Annotated in this window: 16 protein-coding genes; 8 read left to right on the top strand and 8 right to left on the bottom strand. The window is 32.3% G+C overall.

Annotated features, from left to right (window positions below; translation table 11 throughout):
- Positions 1–43: 43 nt before the first annotated feature.
- The 4 genes from ACLL8X_RS08090 (at position 44) to ACLL8X_RS08075 (ending at position 5,352) form a co-directional block, all read left to right on the top strand.
- Positions 44–799: a bacteriohemerythrin gene (locus tag ACLL8X_RS08090; RefSeq protein WP_411990420.1), complete on the top strand. Its 756-nt coding sequence runs from the start codon at positions 44–46 to the stop codon at positions 797–799.
- Positions 765–2,633, top strand: coding sequence for a flagellar assembly protein A (locus ACLL8X_RS08085; RefSeq protein ID WP_411990419.1), 1,869 nt, complete (start codon positions 765–767; stop codon positions 2,631–2,633). The genes ACLL8X_RS08090 and ACLL8X_RS08085 overlap by 35 nt, the downstream gene beginning before the upstream one ends.
- Before the next feature lie 273 nt (positions 2,634–2,906).
- Entirely contained in the window at positions 2,907–3,614 is a 708-nt protein-coding gene (locus tag ACLL8X_RS08080) for a gluconate 2-dehydrogenase subunit 3 family protein (RefSeq protein ID WP_411990418.1), read from the top strand.
- Between the two features lie 16 nt (positions 3,615–3,630).
- The gene (locus ACLL8X_RS08075) at positions 3,631–5,352 is read left to right on the top strand and encodes a GMC family oxidoreductase (protein WP_411990417.1); all 1,722 of its coding nucleotides are present in this window, start codon (positions 3,631–3,633) and stop codon (positions 5,350–5,352) included.
- Between the two features lie 49 nt (positions 5,353–5,401).
- Here ACLL8X_RS08075 and ACLL8X_RS08070 read toward each other — a convergent pair whose 3' ends face one another.
- The 4 genes from ACLL8X_RS08070 to ACLL8X_RS08055 are packed head-to-tail and all read right to left on the bottom strand — an operon-like array spanning position 5,402 to position 10,211.
- A complete protein-coding gene (locus tag ACLL8X_RS08070) occupies positions 5,402–7,039 on the bottom strand; it encodes a flagellar hook-basal body complex protein (protein WP_411990416.1) in 1,638 nt (545 codons plus the stop codon).
- Positions 7,040–7,052: 13 nt separating this feature from the next.
- Positions 7,053–7,907 (bottom strand): flagellar basal body rod modification protein, encoded by an 855-nt coding sequence (locus ACLL8X_RS08065; protein WP_411990415.1) that lies wholly within the window; start codon positions 7,905–7,907, stop codon positions 7,053–7,055.
- 52 nt (positions 7,908–7,959) lie between these two features.
- Positions 7,960–9,858: a flagellar hook-length control protein FliK gene (locus ACLL8X_RS08060; RefSeq protein ID WP_411990414.1), complete on the bottom strand. Its 1,899-nt coding sequence runs from the start codon at positions 9,856–9,858 to the stop codon at positions 7,960–7,962.
- Positions 9,859–9,887: 29 nt separating this feature from the next.
- Positions 9,888–10,211 carry a hypothetical protein gene (locus ACLL8X_RS08055; protein ID WP_411990413.1) on the bottom strand — a complete coding sequence of 108 codons (324 nt, stop codon included), beginning with the start codon at positions 10,209–10,211 and terminating at the stop codon, positions 9,888–9,890.
- Positions 10,212–10,342: 131 nt separating this feature from the next.
- Here ACLL8X_RS08055 and typA point away from each other — a divergent pair, with 131 nt between their 5' ends.
- The 3 genes from typA to ACLL8X_RS08040 all read left to right on the top strand — a co-directional run bounded on the left by typA (position 10,343) and on the right by ACLL8X_RS08040 (position 14,016).
- Complete coding sequence (gene typA, locus ACLL8X_RS08050; protein WP_411990412.1) at positions 10,343–12,151, top strand: translational GTPase TypA; 1,809 nt, start codon at positions 10,343–10,345, stop codon at positions 12,149–12,151.
- Positions 12,151–12,795 (top strand): poly(A) polymerase, encoded by a 645-nt coding sequence (locus ACLL8X_RS08045; protein ID WP_411990411.1) that lies wholly within the window; start codon positions 12,151–12,153, stop codon positions 12,793–12,795. Before typA ends, ACLL8X_RS08045 begins: the two co-directional genes overlap by 1 nt.
- 177 nt (positions 12,796–12,972) lie before the next feature.
- Positions 12,973–14,016, top strand: coding sequence for a c-type cytochrome (locus tag ACLL8X_RS08040; RefSeq protein ID WP_411990410.1), 1,044 nt, complete (start codon positions 12,973–12,975; stop codon positions 14,014–14,016).
- Between the two features lie 25 nt (positions 14,017–14,041).
- Here the strand turns inward: ACLL8X_RS08040 and ACLL8X_RS08035 are convergent, their stop codons facing one another.
- A complete protein-coding gene (locus ACLL8X_RS08035) occupies positions 14,042–15,412 on the bottom strand; it encodes a DUF2130 domain-containing protein (protein WP_411990409.1) in 1,371 nt (456 codons plus the stop codon).
- A gap of 103 nt (positions 15,413–15,515) precedes the next feature.
- On the opposite strand from ACLL8X_RS08035, the gene ACLL8X_RS08030 reads away from it, so the two are divergent.
- Positions 15,516–16,712 (top strand): multidrug effflux MFS transporter, encoded by a 1,197-nt coding sequence (locus ACLL8X_RS08030; RefSeq protein ID WP_411990408.1) that lies wholly within the window; start codon positions 15,516–15,518, stop codon positions 16,710–16,712.
- Between the two features lie 42 nt (positions 16,713–16,754).
- Here ACLL8X_RS08030 and ACLL8X_RS08025 read toward each other — a convergent pair whose 3' ends face one another.
- The 3 genes from ACLL8X_RS08025 to ACLL8X_RS08015 all read right to left on the bottom strand — a co-directional run.
- The gene (locus tag ACLL8X_RS08025; protein ID WP_411990407.1) at positions 16,755–17,567 is read right to left on the bottom strand and encodes a TylF/MycF/NovP-related O-methyltransferase; all 813 of its coding nucleotides are present in this window, start codon (positions 17,565–17,567) and stop codon (positions 16,755–16,757) included.
- Between the two features lie 213 nt (positions 17,568–17,780).
- Positions 17,781–20,288 carry a pentapeptide repeat-containing protein gene (locus tag ACLL8X_RS08020; protein ID WP_411990406.1) on the bottom strand — a complete coding sequence of 836 codons (2,508 nt, stop codon included), beginning with the start codon at positions 20,286–20,288 and terminating at the stop codon, positions 17,781–17,783.
- The coding region (locus tag ACLL8X_RS08015) for a TaqI-like C-terminal specificity domain-containing protein (RefSeq protein ID WP_411990405.1) at positions 20,288–20,825 on the bottom strand (538 nt) is incomplete at its 5' end. The genes ACLL8X_RS08015 and ACLL8X_RS08020, both read right to left, overlap by 1 nt.

Here is a 20,825-nt window from a genome sequence, read left to right as displayed (position 1 = left end):
AATATGATATATTAAGATAAATTTAAAGATAAAGGAGGAAGCTATGGAGATTAAATGGAGTAGAGATTTTAGCATTAAAAACATACAATTAGACAAGCAACACGAGCTTATTTTTGAAATTACCAATCTCGCCAATGACCTAGCATTAAAAGTCCAAGAAGATAATACACAATATAAAGATGATTTAAAACAAATTCTTACCAAATTGTTTCATTACATCAAAATTCATTTCAAAGATGAAGAAAAATTTATGGAAAGCATTAATTTTCCGTTATTGGAAGAGCATAAAAAATCCCATAAAATTCTAATAGATAAAACCAAAGAGCTTTTAGAGCATTCAAATGACATTACAAAAATGTCTAAGGAACTCTCTGTGCTAACCAAAGACTGGATTTTAGATCATTTTGCTAATGAGGATTTGTGGATAGACAACTTTAAAAATAAAGCCTTACATCTTCAAGAAATTCACTATACCCTAGAGCAATATATAAAATTAAAATCCATCAAGCAGGATTTAAGCACAGAAAAAACTTACGATTATATTTGTAATTGCTCTTTGTATATTCACGCTGTCCCACAGACCCTGCATCAAGAACTTGCTAGCAAAGAAAATGCTTTAAAATGTGAAAAATGCGGCCAAATTTTAACCCATTTGGATAATTTTGATTTAAATCAAAATTTTGAAAAATTAAAGGGTATTTTTGAAGACACACTACAAAATCATCAATTCGCAACTCAAAAAAATACTATGGGGGGGGGGATAGATGAATTTTCAAGTAAAAACCTTAGAAACCCTTGACCCTTTCGAAAGCTTAAAATACGAACAAGCAAGCACTGAGCAAACCCTTGATTTTAGAATCATAGATTTTAAACTTCTATGCTCAAGTTATAGACCGATGAAAACAAAAACCTATGAGAGAAAAGATTTTGACCTATTTTATGCAGATGATTTTTTTGTAAAAAGTTATGACACTCTGATGCAAAAATTTATCATAGAGCTTTATCCAAAAACACAAAAAGACACTTTTACAATTAAGCTCAAATCTAACCCTAGCTTCACTTATTTAAGGGCTTGTGTTAGTTTTATGGAAAATTTTAAATACTATCCTAATTTGAAATTTGATATTTTGCAAAGTGTCTATAAAACGATGGTTAGGCAAAAATTTCTAATTTTAAGGCTTGATAAAGACTTATTTGAAAAAGTAGATACTTTAATCCTATCCATACAAAACAATCCAGCCATCAAGGAATTAGAATTTGACATCGCCAAAGGGGTAGATAAAATCGAACATCAAAGTGATGAAGTGATTTATCACAGAAATACTAATGAAGGGTGTTTTGATGAAAATGCTAGTTATGACGAAGGAAGTTATTGTAAGCCTGTGGAAAAAAATGAACTTCTTTTTGAATATATTTATAGAATTCTCGGAAGAGAAGGACGCAACCTAAGAGGAGAAATACTGCCTTTAAAGCCCATAGAATTCCTTGATAATCCTTTTGTTATCACAGATGAAAGCATTTATATGGAAGAATTAGAAGATAGGATTAAGTATTTTAGTGCAAATTATGGCTTTTTAAACAAAAACCACATAGGATACAGCGTTACAAATACCTTAAAAGTGCCACAAGTAGGGTTAAAAACAACAGGTTCTATTAAAACAAATGCGGATGAGAATATAGTATTAGAAATCACAAATTTTGACACAAATGATGATGCTATTAAATCGGGCATAGTCAATATACAAGCTTCAAATATAAGAGTCAATGGCAGTGTTGGAGCTACAAAACTTTATGGAAAAAATATCAGCATTAAAGGCTTAACCCACGCAAAAAGTGAAATTTTTGCCCAAGATGTCTTTATCGCAACACATAAAGGAACTTTACAAGCTAATAATGTATATGTGAAAAATTTAGAAAATGGGACTATTGTGGCTAAAAATGTTTTTGTTGAAAATTGTATGGCAGCAAAAATAGAAGCCGAAAACATTTATATTTGCAATCTACTAGCGGACAACACCCTATATCCTAAGAAAAATCTAGTCATAGCAAATAATTTAAAATTTAAAAACAATATTCATATTTCGCCCCTATCCTTTATGGAAAATAACACCGACAAAGAATATGAAAATATGAAAAATTTAAGCCTTAAAATCAAAAACAAGCTAAATGAAACCATAAGCAAAATGCAAAATCACTACGATTATCTCATCAAAAATCAAATCAAAATCATTCAACTACAAAAAAACCAAAATCCTAGCCTTATAGAAAAGAAATTTTTAAATCTCTATGAGGATATTATAGAAAAATACAACCAACTGAGTATTTTATATAAAAAACTGGTAAAGCTTAATTATCAAGTGGATATGAAGCTTAATTTTTTAGATGAAATGGTTTATAAGGTAAAAATATACATAAAAGCCGAAAATATCGGCGATGATAATTTTGTAAAATTCTATCCAAAAATAGATTCCAAACTTGAATTAAAACACAATATCAGCTTAAAAGATTATGAAAAAGTTTTATATCTTGAAAAAGGACAGCAGACGAATTATATCAGTTCAAATGATTATGATGAAAATGAAGTCTTAGAAATCGAAACTCTTTTTGAAGAATTAAAAAAAGAAAATTCTTAAAAATTATCTTATAAACCCTAATCACTAGGGTTTATAAGCCTTAGCTTAAAAAATTACCTTGTTTCTTGGCAGGAATTTTTCTAGTTTAAAAATTTGTTTAATTTATATTTTTTTTAAAGCTAGTTTAAAAAATATAATTAAAATATTATTTTAACTATGGAAAACAGCTTGTGCGATTATATATTAAAATCAAAAAAAATTAAAAAATTTAAGATATTTTTAATCCTAAAAGATATAAATTTTTTGTGCTAATTTCTAACAAAAGGATAAACTATGGATAAAAAACAAAGTCGTAGAAATTTTTTAAAAGCTTCTTCTTTGTTTGCTTTAGTGGGTGCTAGTGTGCCAAGTGCTGTTTTCGCACATACTCACACAACTAATACTCCACAAAATTATAGAGCAAGAATATTTTTCAACAATTCCGCTCAGCTTGACATACTTAGCGAAGCGGCTGAGAGAATTTTCCCAGAAGATGATTTAGGTCCGGGTGCTAAAAAATTAGGCGTGGGCTTTTTTATCGATAATGAACTAGCGGGAAATTATGGTAACGGGGCGAAGGATTATCGTTTTGGACCCTTTATAGCAGGCAAGAAAAATCAGGGTTATCAATATCCTTTAACCCGAGCAGAGCTTTTTAAAATGGGAATCAATGCCCTAGAAGAAGAGGCAAAACTTCGCTACAAAAAAGGCTTTTTGGAATTAAACAATAAACAAAAAGATGAAATTTTAAAAGCCTTTGAAGCAGACAAAACCAAAGTTAGCTTTGGCGATAAAGTCAAGGCAAGTGATTTTTTCGCTGAGCTTAGAAGTATGACCTTAGCGGGTGTGTATGCAGACCCAATTTATGGGGGCAATGCCAATATGCAAGCGTGGAAAATGAAAAACTTCCCGGGCGCTCAAATGTCTTACTCGGCTCAAGTTTTAAATGGAGATAAATTTGAAGTGATTGAGCCTATCTCTTTGGCTGAAATGTCGCATTAAAATTTAAGGAAATAAAATGGCAAAAATACTTAAAAAGACAGATGTTGTAGTTATAGGTTTAGGCTGGAGTTCTTCTATCGTTGCTAACGAATGTGCTAAGGCTGGGCTTAAAGTCATAGCCCTTGAAAGAGGCACACATCAAGATACTTCTGATTTTTTAGGCGCTCACGATGAGTATAAGTATGTTAATAATTTTGCTTTAAAACAAGACTTAAGTAAAGAAAGCGTTACTTTTAGGAATTCAAGCAAAGAAATGGCTTTACCTATGAGAAAAAATTACGCCTTTGATGTGGGTAATAATGTAGGCGGGGCTGGCGTGCATTGGAATGGTATGAGCTATCGTTTTTTACCTTATGATTTTGAAATCAAAAGCCAAACCGAAGAAAAATATGGCAAAAACAAAGTTTCCAAAGAATACACTATTCAAGATTGGGGTGTAAGTTATGATGAAATGGAAAGCTACTATGACAAAGCTGAAAAAATGATGGGAATTTCAGGCGAGGATAAAAGTCCTTTTTCGGGCAAAAGAAGCAATCCTTTCCCAAACCCACCTTTAGAAAAGACAACAATGTTGGAAAAATTTGGCACAGCAGCAAGCAAACTTGGCTATCATCCTTGTATGGTTCCAGCGGCCAACTCATCACAACCTTACACCAATAATGACGGGCAAAGCTTAGGGGCTTGTCAATATTGTGCCTTTTGTGAGCATTTTGGCTGTGAGTATGCCGCTAAGGCTTCTCCTATCGTTACAACTATACCTTCAGCTTTAGCGACTAAGAATTTAGAGATTAAAACCCACGCTAATGTGCTTGAAATTTTACACAAAGATGGCAAGGCAACGGGAGTGCGTTTTATCAATACTCTTACCTTAGAAGAATTTATCCAACCCGCAGAAGTAGTTATGCTAGGCTCTTATGTCTTTAACAACGCTAAGCTTTTGATGGTCTCAAACATAGGTCAAATGTATGATGAGAAAACAGGCAAGGGAACCTTAGGTAAAAATTATTCTTTTCAAATTTGCCCTAGCGTCAATGGTTTTTTTGATGAGCCTTTTAATTCCTACCTTGGAGCAGGTGCGCTTTGTAACTGGATAGACGATTTTAATGGGGATAATTTTGACCATTCTAAGCTTGATTTTATCCACGGCGCTAGTTTTAGACTTTCTCAAAATGGAGCCAGACCTATAGCTTCTAACCCTGTGCGTCCGGGAACTCCTAGCTGGGGAGCTGAATTTAAAAAGCAAAGTATTTATAATTACACTCGCTTTACCTACATAGGTGCTCAAGGTGCCTCGCTGCCTCATATTAGCAATTATCTATCCCTAGACCCAACCTATAAAGATGCCTATGGTTTGCCGCTTTTACGCATTACTTATAATTACACTAAACAGGATAAAAATCTTTATAATTTTATGCTACCAAAACTAAAGGGCATTATGGAAACTATGGGAGCTAGAGAAGTTTATACTTCGCCAAAGCTTACTGATTATGGCTTATTGAGTAATGGCTGGTATGGTTCAACTCACGTTGCAGGTGGAACTATAATGGGGGCGCAAAAAGAAACCAGCGTGGTTAATCCTTATTTGCAACACTGGGATGTGGATAATCTTTTTGTTGTAGGAGCTAGCAACTTCCCACACAATGGAGGTTATAATCCTACCCTAACCCTAAACGCTCTAGCTTATAGGGCTAGCGAAGGTATCATCAAATATCTTAAAACAGGCAAAAGCTTAGTGTAAATTCTAAAATTTTTAGCCCATACTTTAATCGTATGGGTTTAAGAAAGAATTATTTTTTCATATTGATGGCTTTTTGTATCATTTGGTCACTTGTGGTAATACTTTTTGAACTTGCATCAAATGCCTTTTGACTCACGATAAGATTAGAAAGTTCCACACCCAAATCCACATTAGATTGCTCTAAAAAGCCCCCTTTAAATTTAGCTGTATTGACTATTTTTCCATCTTTCATTATAAAACTCGCATCACCACTATTTGCAGTTGCTGCATAAATATTATCGCCCATAGCAGCTAGTCCTTGCTCATTGATAAAATTATAAAGAGCAAGTTTTCCAACCATAGCATTTTTACCATTGCTAAATTGTGCAACTACACTACCATCATCGGTAATTTGATACTGCTTAAAAAAGCCTTCAGCAACTCCATCTTGCTGAGTGATGATATTTTTTTCCTTTGAGCTTTGGATATAAATTCCACTATAACCTGAGCCGGGCTTACTCGCATCATAAGGTGTTCCTAAGTCTATATTTATAGTGCCTCCATTAGGATTAGCTATGCTAGTGATATTATTTTGAAGCAAGGCCCCATTTTTGTTAAAAAGCATTCCGCCTTCAGTTGCTTCGCCGACAGCTTCGCCACTAGCATTATAAATTTGTGCTAGGACTTTGTATTCGATGTTTTCTCCTTCTTGAGGCAAAACTCTTTCTAAAGTAAGTCTTAAAGTGCTTTTGCTTCCATCAGCATTATAAATAGGCGATTCTAATATATCTTTATTTGCCTTTTGTTGTTCGGTTGAAATTTGGGCCGTGTCAAGCTTAATAGTATTTTCATCTAGACCCTTTAAATCAAGCTCATTACTTTTGAAATTCAAATTCGCATCTAAAGTCGCTTCGAAACTCACCTTAACCCCATTAGCATCGGTAAAATTTAAAAGCACCCTGTCATTTTCTTTAGCACTAAAGACATCTTCTTTACTCACACTTCCACTGACTATATACTTACCATCGGCTGTTTTTTCAAGTTTGAATTGAGTAGGGTCTAACTCTACCTTTACCACTTCGGTGCTGGTATTGGTATTTAAATTCCCGCTCCACTTGACATTTTGAGTGGTTTGTGGAGCCAAATACATATTAACAGGCACTTGAAGGGCACCTTGTGAGCCAGTAGTTCCTAGTGTAAAAGCATTGTTTGAATTCACAGTAAAGCCACTATTTACAGGTGTTCCCGTATTAAGATAATCCCCCATTAATCCCGCAACCCTATCGCTATAAGTTACTCCACTAAAAGCAGGATTCATAGTCCCTAAAACGAAATTTCCATACGAATCCACCAAATACCCATTCGCATCCCTTCTAAAAGAGCCATTTCGGGTATAGTAAGCATTCCCATCAGCACCCAAAACTCCAAAAAAGCCTTTTCCCTGTAAAGCTACATCAAATTCCCCATCAGTCGATACAGGAGAACCTTGAGAAAACACCACTTGAGAAGAAGCTGTTCCACCGCCATATCCGCCTTGAGCAGGGTTAGTTGATTGTGAAGTGATAGTGCTATAAAAAATATCCTTAAATTGTGAATCAGAATACTTAAAGCCCGTGGTATTGACATTAGAGATATTATTTGCACTAACATCAATACCAAAGCTATTATTTTTTACTCCTGAAATTCCATTATAAAATGCGTTCATCATAGCTTAAACCTTTTCAACTCACTTTTTCTTCCGGCTTTTCTTCAGGTTTTTGCTCAGGCTTCTCTTCTGGCTTATCTGTATCCGTATCGTTATCTCCAGAGCTTAATTTATAATCTGTTATCTCTTTTATCTCACTAAAAGGCACTTCTTGACCAGCCATCTTAGCATGAGCAACACCATTTTTAAAAATCACGCCTTCAATAGGATAGGTTCCATAACTTGCGGTAATTTTCTCTCCGGCTTTGTTATTATAAACCATTTTAACCGAGTATTCACCGTCCCCTGCATAAACACCGTCATTATTTCTACCCGGCCACTCCATAGTAAAAAGCCCTTTAGAAACAGACTTGGCATCACTTTTTTCACTGAAAACAAGCTTATTGTTTTTATCATAAACTTCCAAAGTAACGCCCTTATCATCACTATCTTCTGGCAAATACATCTTAAGTGCTATGACCTCATTAGCACCTGTGAGTTTTACCGTGTTAGTTTGAACCGTTGCCATTTTTCCAATGGCTCCTATGGCTGAAGTGCTCATACTAGTCGTAAAGGAACTGGTAAGCTGCTGCATAGTCTCAACCATTTTTTGCATAGTAGTATTGGTATTTTGCTGCATTTCAAGAGCGCTAAGCTGTGAAGTTTGGGTCAGCATTTTATCACTATCCATAGGGTCAGTTGGGTCTTGGTGTTGAAGCTCTATTAAAAGAAGTTTTAAAAAGGCATCCTTATCCAAAGTTGCATTAGGATTACTCACAACGCCTGAATTATTCGTGCTTGATGTATTCGTAGTCGCATTCGTGTTTGAATTCGTCCCGGAATTCGTCCCAGTTGTAGGCTGGGTCATATTCCAATCTGAAGTGCTTATCATTTTTACTCCTTTTATCTTTTTTTCTATTAACTAAAGCAATATCTGTTCCAACTTAAAAATACTTCGCTAAAACAAGCTCTAGATTGATTTTTTCACCTTCATTTTTACCCTCTAAAGCATCCTTAAAACCATATCCACTACGATTTTTTCCCTGATTTTGATTTTGCTCTTTTTTGCCTTGGTCGCTAAAATTCATTTCAAGCCCTGTAAAACCCATATTTACAAGGGAATTTTTAAACTCAGCCTGATGTTGGATAAATAAATTCATCGCATTGGTATTGGAGTTAAAATTGATATGAAGATTGCTCCCCCTTTGCACCAAAGTTACCTCAACTTCTCCTAGATTGTTGGGATTTAGCGTTATGCTAAGCTTGGTAATAGGAGCCTTATACTGCTCCATAGCTTCTTTTAAATCCGCAGAAAAATGCTGCAAGGTTTCCTTTGGAGTAATGTTTTTGGCATTATTTTGCGTGATTTTATTCAAATCTTTCACCAAAGAATTTAAATCTTCCGTGCTTTTATCCGCCCCAGTGCTTTGTTCGTGAGTTTTTTGGCTTTGTTCTTGGGAAGTGAAATTTTCTTTATTGCTTCCTAGATTATTTTGAAGATGAGATGAATTTTCCTTAGCCTGTAAAAACTGAGTTTTGCTTAAATTTTCAGAGCTTAATTTTTGCTCAAAGAAATTTTGTTTTGTATCTTTGTTTTCTTTGACACTCGCCTTAGTCTCTTTGTTTGGGACAAAATCTTTTTGGCTTAAATTTGAACTTAAATTTTGAGTATCTTTAAGCACTTCTTTGCTGGAATTCTTATTTTCTTCTTTTATATTTTTTTGATTTAAATTGCTTGTATCTTGGTTTTTCTCTAATTCTTTGATAACTTCTTTGTTTTCCTTAAGCAAAGCCTTAGTATGGCTTTCTTTACTCTCTTTTGGCTCCGTATTTTTTAAAGGCTCGGCATTTTTTATTAAATCATTTTTTAGCTCGTCTTTTTTCAAAGCTAGTTCATTTTTCGTATCTTTTATATTGTCTTTGTTTTGACTATCTTGGTGTTTTTTATCTTTTGTGTTTAACTCATTTTCACTCAATTGCTTACTAAGCTCATCATTTTTAACATTTTTTAAAGTGCTTTTTATTTCCGCAAACTCTTCTTCTGCCTTTGTCTTATCCTTTTCATATTTTTCACTCTTGCTTGCTTTCTTATTTTCTTTAGTCAAAAGTATAGAGTCTAAATTTTTTAAAGTTTGAGAAAGCAAAGAGCTGCTATCTTTGGAATTTTGAGCGCTAGGCGTGTTTGTAGAGTGGCTTTGTAAATTGTGATTTAGAGTGGCTTCTTTGGTAATTTTGGCGATTTTATTATTGATGATTTCTTTAAAAACATTATCCACAGCCCCTTTGAAAAAATCCGCCTTAGCTAAATTTGGAAAAGTTGCCTTAAGTTCAAGCAAACGATCGACTTTGATATTTTTTACATTCAAACCCAAATCCTTAGCGATATTTAAAAGCTCACTAAGATTGGAAGCACCCTTTAAAGCACTGAAATTCGCTTCTGTTTTCACAAGCTGTGAAAGTTGCGTAGAAAGATTGGCAAGTTTAATATCCGCTGTATCTGTTTTTAACTTATCAAGCAAGGAAAGAATTTGCATAAAAGAAGCCGATTCAAAAATACTTATCTTATCGCTTTCATCAAAAGAGCCTTTTTGAAGTCTATTCACCGTCTCATTTACCACTTCTTTTTGGCTGATTTTCATGTGCTCTGGCAAAAATTCATTCGTCTCATCAATGGAATTTAGCAAAGAATTTAAAAAACTCTCCGTATCATCTTGAGTTGAATTTTTACTATCGCTACTTTCGTGTTCTTTGTTTTTACTTGTTTTACTCAAAGAACTACTAGTAGTAGAAGTTTTACTCGGCGTAAGATTTAAAACATCATTTTGCGGAGCTAAATTTGACATCGCTTTTCCTTCAAAAAATTTTCAAAAAATTATTGTAAAAATGACCCTACCATCACATTAGGAAATTTTTCTTTTAAATAAGAATTTTCATACACTTTAATCATCTTGCCTTCATTTAAAAAGCTTAAGATATTTAAAAGTTCTTCTAAATTTTGTGCCTTTAGAATTTTTTCTAAATTTTCTTCCTTTTCTAAAAGCTCTGTAAGCTCGCCTGAAATTCTTACCATTTTTTCATCTTTACCTGACTTAAAAGTCTCTAAAAGTTCCAAAACTTGAAGTAAAATTTCATTTTTTCTTTCAACTAAATCGCTTTTAAATTCTACAAAAATCTCTTCATTCAATGGTTTTGACATTTTAACTTCCTTTTTAAAATTTTAATTTCACAAGATTTAAAGCAACAAGTGTTCCAAGTTTTGCTACTTTGTATTTTAAGCTAAATTTTTATATAATCTGTGCTTTTAAAAATTTAGCTTTGGAGAAGAATTTGGAAAACATTAGAAATATTGCAGTTATAGCCCATGTCGACCACGGCAAAACCACTATGGTAGATGAATTATTAAAACAATCAGGCACTTTTAACGAAAGAGAACAAATCGTTGAGCGCGTTATGGATAGCAATGATATAGAAAAAGAACGCGGTATTACCATACTTTCAAAAAATACAGCCATCAATTATAAAGGAACTAAAATCAATATCATCGATACTCCGGGGCACGCTGATTTTGGTGGCGAAGTGGAAAGGGTTTTAAAGATGATTGATGGGGTTTTACTCCTAGTTGATGCCCAAGAAGGCGTTATGCCTCAAACCAAATTTGTGGTAAAAAAGGCTCTATCTTTAGGGCTTAAACCCATAGTTGTGATTAATAAAATCGATAAACCCGCAGCCGACCCTGAAAGGGTGATTAATGAAATTTTTGACCTTTTTGTCGCTCTTGATGCTAATGATGAACAACTTGACTTTGCTATCGTTTATGCTGCTGCAAAAAACGGCTATGCCAAACTAGAATTAGATGATGAGAGTGATAATATGGAACCCCTTTTTAAAACCATACTCGAACGCGTCCCTGCTCCAAGTGGCACAAATAGCAATCCTTTGCAACTTCAAGTTTTCACTTTAGGGTATGATAATTTCGTAGGCAAAATAGGAATCGCTAGAATTTTCAATGGGATTGTAAAGAAAAATCAAAGCGTTATGCTAGCAAAGGCTGATGGCACCAAAGTAAATGGTAGAATTTCAAAACTCATTGGCTTTATGGGCTTAGAAAAAATGGATATTGAAGAAGCTGCAAGTGGAGATATTGTAGCTATTGCTGGTTTTGAAGCCTTAGATGTGGGCGATAGTGTTGTGGATCCAAATAATCCTATGCCACTAGACCCTTTACACATTGAAGAGCCGACTTTGAGTATAGTTTTTTCAGTCAATGATGGTCCTTTAGCAGGAACAGAAGGAAAGCATGTAACTTCAAATAAAATTGCCGAACGCTTAGAAGCTGAGATGAAAACCAATATAGCTATGAAATACGAAAGCACGGGAGAAGGTAAATTTAAAGTAAGCGGTAGGGGTGAGCTTCAAATCACCATTTTAGCTGAAAATATGCGTAGAGAAGGCTTTGAGTTTTGTATGGGAAGACCTGAAGTGATTGTAAAAGTCGAAGATGGGGTAAAAACAGAACCCTTTGAACACTTAGTTATCGATGTGCCTGAAGAATTTAGCGGCGCGGTAATAGAAAAGCTTGGTAAAAGAAAGGCTGAAATGAAAACTATGGCACCCACAGGCGATGGACAAACAAGACTTGAGTTTGAAATTCCAGCAAGGGGGCTTATAGGCTTTAGAAGTCAGTTTTTAACCGATACTAAGGGCGAAGGCGTGATGAATCATAGCTTTTTAGAATTCCGTCCCTTTAGCGGTGCGGTAGAAAAGCGTAATAATGGAGCCTTAATCTCTATGGAAAATGGCGTGGCTTTGGGGTATTCTTTGTTTAACCTTCAAGAGCGTGGTGTGCTATTTATAGAGCCTCAAACGAAGGTTTATACAGGAATGATTATAGGCGAACACTCAAGACCCAATGACTTAGATGTCAATCCTATCAAGGGCAAAAATCTAACCAATGTAAGAGCAAGTGGAAGCGATGATGCTATCAAGCTCGTCCCACCTAGAAAACTAAGCCTTGAAAGAGCCTTAGAATGGATAGAAGAAGATGAACTTGTAGAAGTTACACCTATAAATGTGCGTGTTCGCAAACGCTATCTTGACCCAACCCAAAGAAAAAGAATGGAAAAAGCAAAATCTTAATGGATTTAAAAAGCTTAGAAAATAGCAGACTTTATATACTCAAACGCTTAAGAATTTTAAAATTCTTAAGCCTTATCGAAGCCCTACTTGTAGGCTTTTTAGCCTTTGTTTTTATAAAAGATGCTCTAATAGCTGTGATTTTAGCGGTTTTTGTGGGCGTTTTTTTCTTTCGTTTTACCGCTAAAAAACTTAAACTTGCCAAAAAAGAATTAGAATTTCAGGCTTTAAGCTTGTTTTTACGCCGTTTTGGAGCGAAATTTAAAGCACAGGGTTTAAGCCAAAAGGATTTTGAAAAGCTAGGGCTAAGTGAAAATTTAAAAGAATTTAAAAGTCAAAACTGCTTTGAATTTAAGGAATTTAAAATTTATGATACCCAGTTTTTAGACACCAACAAACGCTTTTTTTGTGGAATTTTGCTTGAAATTTTAAGAGCAAACAAAAATCCTAGCTTTGATGATGAAGAGCCAATTTACACTAAGCTTAGAGATAAAAATTTCACTTTAAATCATATCTTTTCTAAGAAAAATCATTATCTTATCGCTACTTTAAGCAATCCTTTTTTTATCGATTTTAAAAAAGATTTAGAAAGTAATTTTAAAATTTTAGAAGAAAATTTAACTTCCATAAAAAATAAATTTTTATAAAAATTAACATAAAGTTAATATTGTAAAATTCTTTTAAATATTTCTTATATAATTTAAAAATATATTACTTTTCGTAACATTTTTTTATTTTATTTTATGCAAATCATTCTTATTAAGCTTAATATTTAAGCTAAAATACATTAAAATCAATACCGAAACTAAAAAGGAGAAAAAACTATGAAAAAACATATTTTATTGCTTAGTCTTTGTCTTAGTTTAAGTCTTAGTGCTAAAAGCGTGAGTGATTACAAAGTCGGAGAAGAATTAAGCGACAAGGAAGGTGTGGAGTATTTTAAAGAGCTTTCCAAAAGACCCGTGCAAGAATGGCCTAATAAAGATTTAAGCATAGCTGATGTTCCAAAAGGCAAAGATGGGGATTTGATTCGCTATGGTATAGAGCTTTTAAGCAAAACAGAAAGCACTTTAGGACCTTATAGCAAACTCAAAAGAACAAACAACGAAGTTAATTGCATTTCCTGTCATATGGATAATGATGGCAATGGTTTGCCCGGAACTAAAAAATATGTCCTTCCATTTTTAAATGTGCTAAATAACTATCCAAGACTTGACATAGAAACGATGAAAATCATCTCTGTTGAAGATAGAATTCGTGGAATGGGTGGAACCAATTCGCATAAATTCCCTGATGATTCTAAAGAAATGAAAGCGATTTTAGCTTATTTTAAATGGCTAAAAGAAGCTTATGCTGTCAAAGATGGGGTAAAACTTGAAGGAGATTTTTTTGCTAAAATGAATTTTCCAAATCGCCCAGCTGACCCTGTGCGTGGCAAAAAACTCTTTGAAGAAACTTGTGTTGCTTGTCATGGCGAAAATGGGCTTGGAGTGAAAAATGACAATTACGAACAAGGAAGTGGGCATTTGTATCCATCTTTGCTTATCTATCCTGATGGTGGGCATATGGCTATGATTCCTTTTCTAGCAAGATTTTTAAAATCCGCTATGCCTTTTGGTGCGAGTGCAGATAATCCTATATTAAGCGATGAAGATGCACTCGATATAGCAGCTTATGTCAATACAGGCTTTGTAAGAATGCCTATCGTTACAACAGAAAATCGCGCAGGACTTGATACAGCTTATAGCAAATCCCCTTCCTTAAAACCAGAGTATTTTGCTTCTCCACAACAAAATTTAGACCCTAAAGAATACATAAAAGTAAAATACGGACCTTGGAAAAATCCTAATCATTTCCCCGGAGAATGATATAATTTTGGGACCCGTCCCAAAATTATCCTTCATTCTTAGCTAAATTTTCAAGACTTTTAAGCCCATCTTCACCTATCAAATTCCCACCTTGCAAGTCGCTAAATATCGCATTTAAAGAGCTGACTATGGCAGTGGAGTTAAAGCTTAAATTCTCAATGGCTCTTTCTCTTTTTTTCCATATATTTTGCAAGGCTCTTTTTTCAGCTTCTAGCTCTTCTTTCATACTTTGATAGGTTTTGAGTATAAAGGTAATTTGCGTGTTAAATTCCTTAGAATTAAGGTATTCGTATAAAATGTGATTTTTTTCATCTTTGTTTTGCAAGGCATTTTTTAGCTTATAAGCGTTGATAATGCTTTCTCTAAGCACAGCCAAAACCCCTTTAAATTCACTAAAAGTGCAAATCAAAATCCCCTCTTTAAAATGCGTTTTTTCCTTATCCTTTGGCATACTCTTAGTGATTAAAACCGCTATATCACTTTTTGCAGCTATGCTATCAAGCTTTAATTTATCTAGCCACTCTTTATTAAATTCCTTAGTGCGTTTGCTCTCATACAAAATACTTCCACAAATATTTCCAAAATTATCTTTGACTATATGCAAACAATCCGCTCCATTTACGCCCTTTGGGATTTCTTTTACTTCATCGCTTAAATACTCACTTTGGATATATTCTTCTATCAAAAGTTCCGCAACTTCGCCTTGAAGTTGCTGTGAGCCTTGCTCTATCTTGCGTTGGGCGTCTTCTAGCTTTTGAGCTACGCTTTTGAAATTGCTTTCTAATTCTTTATATTTTAAATCCTGTTCTTGCGAGCTTTTTTGAAATTCCAAACGCATTTTTTCTCTCTCAAATTCCAAATTCTTGCTTTCTTGTTCTTTAAATTCTCTAAAAGCTTCTTCTTTGACTTGAAATTTCAATCTCTCTTCATTTTCCTTTTGCTCTCTTTTTAGCCTTTCATTTTCAGCCTTTATGCTTAAGAATTCTCTAAGTTCTTCGCTTTTTTTCTCTAGCTCTTCTTGTAAAATTTTCATTTCATTTTTATGCTCTTTATTAAATTTTTCGCTGAATTCTTTTTGGAAATTCTGCTTTTGTGTAAGCAGTTCTTGTTCGAATTTTTGTTTTTCTAAAAGGAGTTTTTGGCTAACTTGTTCATTTATTAACCTTTCTTGTTCTGTTTTTTGCGTCTTTAAATCATTAAAAGCCTTAGAATACTCAGCTCTTTTATTCTTAACTTCATTTTGAAATTCTTGTTTTTGTTTTAGAATTTCTTGTTGCTCTTTTTGAATTTCATTTTTAGCTTTATTTAAAATTTGTGCATATAAAGCCGCACTTATATCGATAAAACTCCCACAACTTGGGCATTTTATTTGTTCATTTTGATTTAAATTCTCCACACTCTTTCCTTAGAATTTTTAGCTAAATTTAACATAGAAAAACAAAGATTATTCTAAGATTGACTTGTTAAAATTAAACTTTGAAAAATAATTAGGATTACAAATGCAAAAGCATACCCAAATTCACGGCTTTGCCAAATTTAAGCTCATCATTATCCTTGCTCTAATGTCAAGCCTAGCCCCCCTTTCAACCGATATGTATTTACCCGCTCTTGCTAGTGTGCAAGAGAGTTTTCAAACCAATTCTTTTTTAACCCAGCTCTCTTTAGCCAGTTTTTTTACGGCTTTTGCCTTAGGACAGCTTATTTATGGTCCTTTGAGTGATATTTTTGGGCGTAAAATTCCTGCTTTGATAGGGGTATTTCTCTTCATCATTTCAAGCTTATTTTGCGTGATTATCGATGATATTTATGCTTTTATCGCTTTGAGATTTTTTGAAGCCCTTGGAGGTTGTGCGGGTGTAGTCATCGCAAGGGCTATTGTCAATGACTTGTTTGAGATTAAGGAAGCGGCAGGGATTTTTGCTTTGATGATGGTTTTTAGCTCCCTTGCTCCTATGCTCTCGCCTACTTTTGGGGGAATTTTGCTAGAGTATTTTTCGTGGCATAGCATTTTTGCCACGCTTTTTGCTTTAGGAATTTTGCTTTTTTTAATGATAGCCTTTGGACTCAAAGAAAGTGCAAGGGGGTTTAAAAAGAAAAAATTTTCCCATCAAGAAGCGATGAAAAGTTATAAGGTTGTCTTAAGCGATAAAGGCTTTTTAGTTTATATACTATGTGCTTCCTTTGCCTTAGCGGCTATGTTTGCTTATATCACGGGTTCGAGCTTTATTTTTACTCAGTTTTTTGGTTTAAGTGAGCAAAAATTCGCCATTCTTTTTGGTGTCAATGCCTTAGGCTTTGTCATTTGTGCAAATATCAATGCTAGAATGGTGCGTCGATTTGAAAGCGAAAAAATACTTGCCTGTGGCTTAGTAGTGATGTTTATCTCAGCCCTTATTTTACTTATCAATGCCTTTTTTAAACCCAGCCTTTATCTTTTTGAATTCAGCATTTTTACAAGCATAGCTATGCTTGGTTTTATCGCACCTAATACCACGACTTTGGCTATGGCAAGGTTTAAAGAGCATAGCGGAACCGCTTCTGCAGTGCTTGGCACTATGCAATTTGGCTTTGGTGGATTCATCTCTTTTATGGTTGGAGCTATCGATGCAAATACACCCATAATCCTTGCTTGCGTGATGTGCCTTTGTGTTTTAATAGCCAATGGGGTGTATTTTGGGTCAAAATGCAAAACCTAAAAACTAATTGTCCAAACCTTAAAACACAATCGCACAAAGGGACTAAAATTGTTTTTGCAAAGAAACGCTAAGCTCATCGCCAATTGGCAATATATTAACATTGTATTTTTTGCAGAATTCGTCAACAGCCTTTTTTACGCCTGTGTACAACTGTGAGTAATAATCATCTATTACAATAACGCCACCTTTTACCATTTTAGGATAAAAAAAATCAAGCCCCTCTAGTATAGGTTTGTATAAATCTGTATCCAAACTTACAAAGCAAAACCTTTCATTCTCCAAATTTTTATCATCCATAACACTTTGCGGAAAATAGCCTTTTTTGATAATTACATTTTCTTTGTGTGGCATTTTGCCCATAACAAGCTCCAAAGATGTATTTGTAAAATTGTTGTTTTTATGTTTCTCACTATTGTCTTCATACCTTAAGTCCTTATCATCAAAACCTTCAAAAGTATCAAATAAATACAATTTTTTATCTGAAAAATATTCGTTAATTTTTTTAGCAAATTCGCCTCTAAACACTCCAACTTCAGCCATATTTCCTTCTATATTTCTATATAATTGTGCAAACCTTTTTAAAAAGAACCTACGCGGGAGAGTATGAAGTTTCGCTTCACTATCATCAATTTTAATTTTTGGAATACCGTAATCCAAAACTTGTTTAATAACATCGTCATAATACATTATTGATGTTAGCATAAGCTTGTCAAATTTCATATTCTTTAATTCATTGGGATTTTTTATATCAAAAGACAAACTTTTATCGCCTATTTCCAAAGACAATATTGTATCCCAAGATTTAGGATTATTATCTACAAAGACAATATCAATCCCCCCCCCCCATGCTATCATTTTCATATTCCGTTAAAATCTTAATAGCTGTATTCTGACCTATGCTTCCTGCACCAAAAATAACCAATTTGTCCATTACTTCTCCTTGTTTTTAAATGTGAACGCCGTGCATTATAGCAGAAAACCATTTAATAATCCATCTAAACTCAAAATATTGCGGTTTATAAAATATAAATCATGTTTTATAAATCACTCCTTTACTAAAATTATTTATTAGCTTGGCACTATGGAATTTTTTCGTGCGGTTTTTTGAAGTGAGAAAATACAAAGCAAAAGTATAATGCTATATAAAACACTAGTGGATTTTATAGTTTTTTCTATGATTTCATCTTGGTTTATAAATTTTAGAATTTCTTCAAAGTTTGATTTAAATTTCAAAAGAGTCAAAATATTTTTTAATTTATCTTGATTGTCTTTTTGTTCAAAAAGAGTCATTTGCCAAGGTGATAGTTTTTCAGATATAGAAAAATTTCTTTTTATCATATATAAAGTATCTATTTCTTGGGTAAAATTTGATTTTAAAAATTGGTTAAGTTGAGCAGATACAATGCTATTGTTGTTTTTATTGTCTATCTTTTCTATAATGTTTATTACATTTGATGAGTTGTTTTCTAGCTCATTTAAAACCTTTTTATAATCACTCTCATATTTATCATCATACACTTTAAATAAAATTTCTTTTAATTTTTCTTTATTTGCTATTATCAAAGCTTTAGCTGAATTTAACTCTGTAAAAGAAATGTTTTGATCTTTTAAATGGAGATTAAAATCATTTTGCGATATGCTTGCTAGATTTACAATAACACTCGCATTTAAATCATTTAAACTTTTTTCAAGTTGACTTTCATAAAGTTTACCTAATGGAAATATACCTGCAAAAGGATTTATAAGTTGTGGTTTTATTATAATCGTTGCAATAAAAATCATATAAGCAAAAAATCTCACAAGAAAAATAAATAATTTAATTTTACAAATAAAAAAAAGATAAAAAATCAATACGCCTAAAAAATAAATCAAAAAGCAAAAAGTTGAAATATACTCTGATAATAAAAACAATACCATAGATATTGTAAAAGCACCACAAAGCATAAAAATCAAAATAACGCCATATTGATACAATTGTTTTTTAACATTAACAAGCATTAAGGCAAATACAAGCACAATAATATAGCTTGCTATAGCTATCGATATTTGATCAAAATAGGATATAAAATCTACGGTTTTTGAAAATAAAAAACCCATAAAAACATATAATGAAATCATTAAAATTGTAAAATTTAAAATTTTTAAGAAATTTGTATGATGATCGCTCGTATTTCTATAAACTTGCAATAAAACACAATCAAACCATAAAGTAAAATCTAGCATTTTTCTTCCAAAAGTCATTAATTTTTTTATACAATGATTAAATTTTACTTTCCAAAAAATTATAAACTTATTCCATTCTAAAGGTCTAAAAGATATATAAAAATAATAAAATAATTTTGATATTTTTATTAATATCTTTGTTATTATTTTTATTATTATAAAAATAGTGCAAAATAAATAAAATGGTAGAAATAATGTATGTGCCGTTGGTAATAAAGAATAAAAAATTAAAGGCATTAACTTTGATTTTAATGCTTTCAGTCTTGAATAATCAAATTTTTCATAATCCTTAGGATTATATATTTGATTTTTAGATTCTTTTTTTAAATTGTCATTTTTATTTTTGCTTAATTGAATTTCCAATTCTTTCTCTTTCGCATAAAGCTCTAGCTTGTGCCATTCTTGAGCTTCCAATTTATTGTTTTGAGTAATTAAAACATCTTTTATAACCCTGAAAGAGTCTTTTAAATTTTTGGCATATCTTAATTGATGTTCGTTTTGAATTTTAAAAATCTCTTTTTCATCTTGTATTCCTTTGGTTTCGTTTTTATAACTTTCATCTTTATAATTATCTTCTATATATTGTTCCAATGATTTAAAATCTAGCTTATCTATATCGATATTGATTAAATTTACAGCTTTTGGCTCTTTAAAATAACAAGCACTGAAATTCGGAGTTTTTTCAAATCTTACCCTATCAAAACAAGCTATTTTTTCAAATTCACACTCGTGAAAATCAACATAATCTTTAAAGTGAGAATTATTAAAATAAATATTATCTTTAAATTTAGACATTTTAAAACTAACTTTATTTTCAAATTCAAAGTTCATAAAATTAACTTTTTCTTTTATTTCACAAAAATCAAACGTAAAAGTACCTTTTATAGTAACATTAGAAAAGCCATATAAATTAAAATCATTAAATTCACATTTTTGAAATTCGATATTTCCATCTATATGATTATTGATAGATATTTGTTTAAATTTACAGTTATTAATGCTAATTTTATCGATAATTTTAACTCTCCCATTAATCCGCAAGGACAATTCATTGCAACCAAAGATGTATAATCTTTGAAATTTCACATTATCATCAATTATCAAAGATAGTTTTTTCACATTATCAAAACTTAAATCTTGCTCAAAAACCATATTATTTAAATGTATTTCTAAAATCTTATTTTCGTCATAATGTCGTTTAAAATTATCATTATTAGCATTAAAACGACAAATATCTTTTACAGAATATTGCTTTTCATTATTTAACATTGTTTTTGACATTATATATTTTTCAAAAGTGATTTCTGAATCAATATTTTTTTCGGATAAAAAATTACTTACTAAATCTTCCATTATTTCCCTTCTATGATTTTTATCTCATCATCGCTAAGATTATAGAGTTTATAGACTAAAGAATTGATTTTGCTTTCAAGTTCTTGGGTGTTTGCGTTTTTATCTTGCTCTTTTAATTTTAAAATGGCACCCACTAAATTGACAAGCTCATCGGCTGTTTTTTGATTTTTAGAATTTATTTTTGGAATGGGAAGTTTTTCTACAAATATTTTACTCATTTCATAACCACTAGCACCTAATTTCGCTCCAATTTGCTTAAAATAATAAAAATTAACATTAGAATTTAGTAATGCTGTTAAATATAACAATTCTTTTTTATTATTTGATTGATGAGATAAGATGAAACATTTTTGATTTAACAAAAAGAATTCATTGTCAAAAAACGCTATAAATTTCTTATTCATATTTGGATAAACTATCTTTTCTTTTTCAAATTCATCTAAATAAGCACAATTTCTAAGATTATAAGGAGTTACTCCTTTATCAGCTCTTTTTTCTAATTGGGGATAAAATTCATCAAAATGTTTTTTTAAACTT

Origin of the sequence: Campylobacter parajejuni (genome assembly GCF_046764905.1) — a bacterium.
Lineage (GTDB): Bacteria > Campylobacterota > Campylobacteria > Campylobacterales > Campylobacteraceae > Campylobacter_D.
Note: the sequence above shows the minus strand (reverse complement) of the source record. Positions and strands in the feature narration are given on the sequence as shown.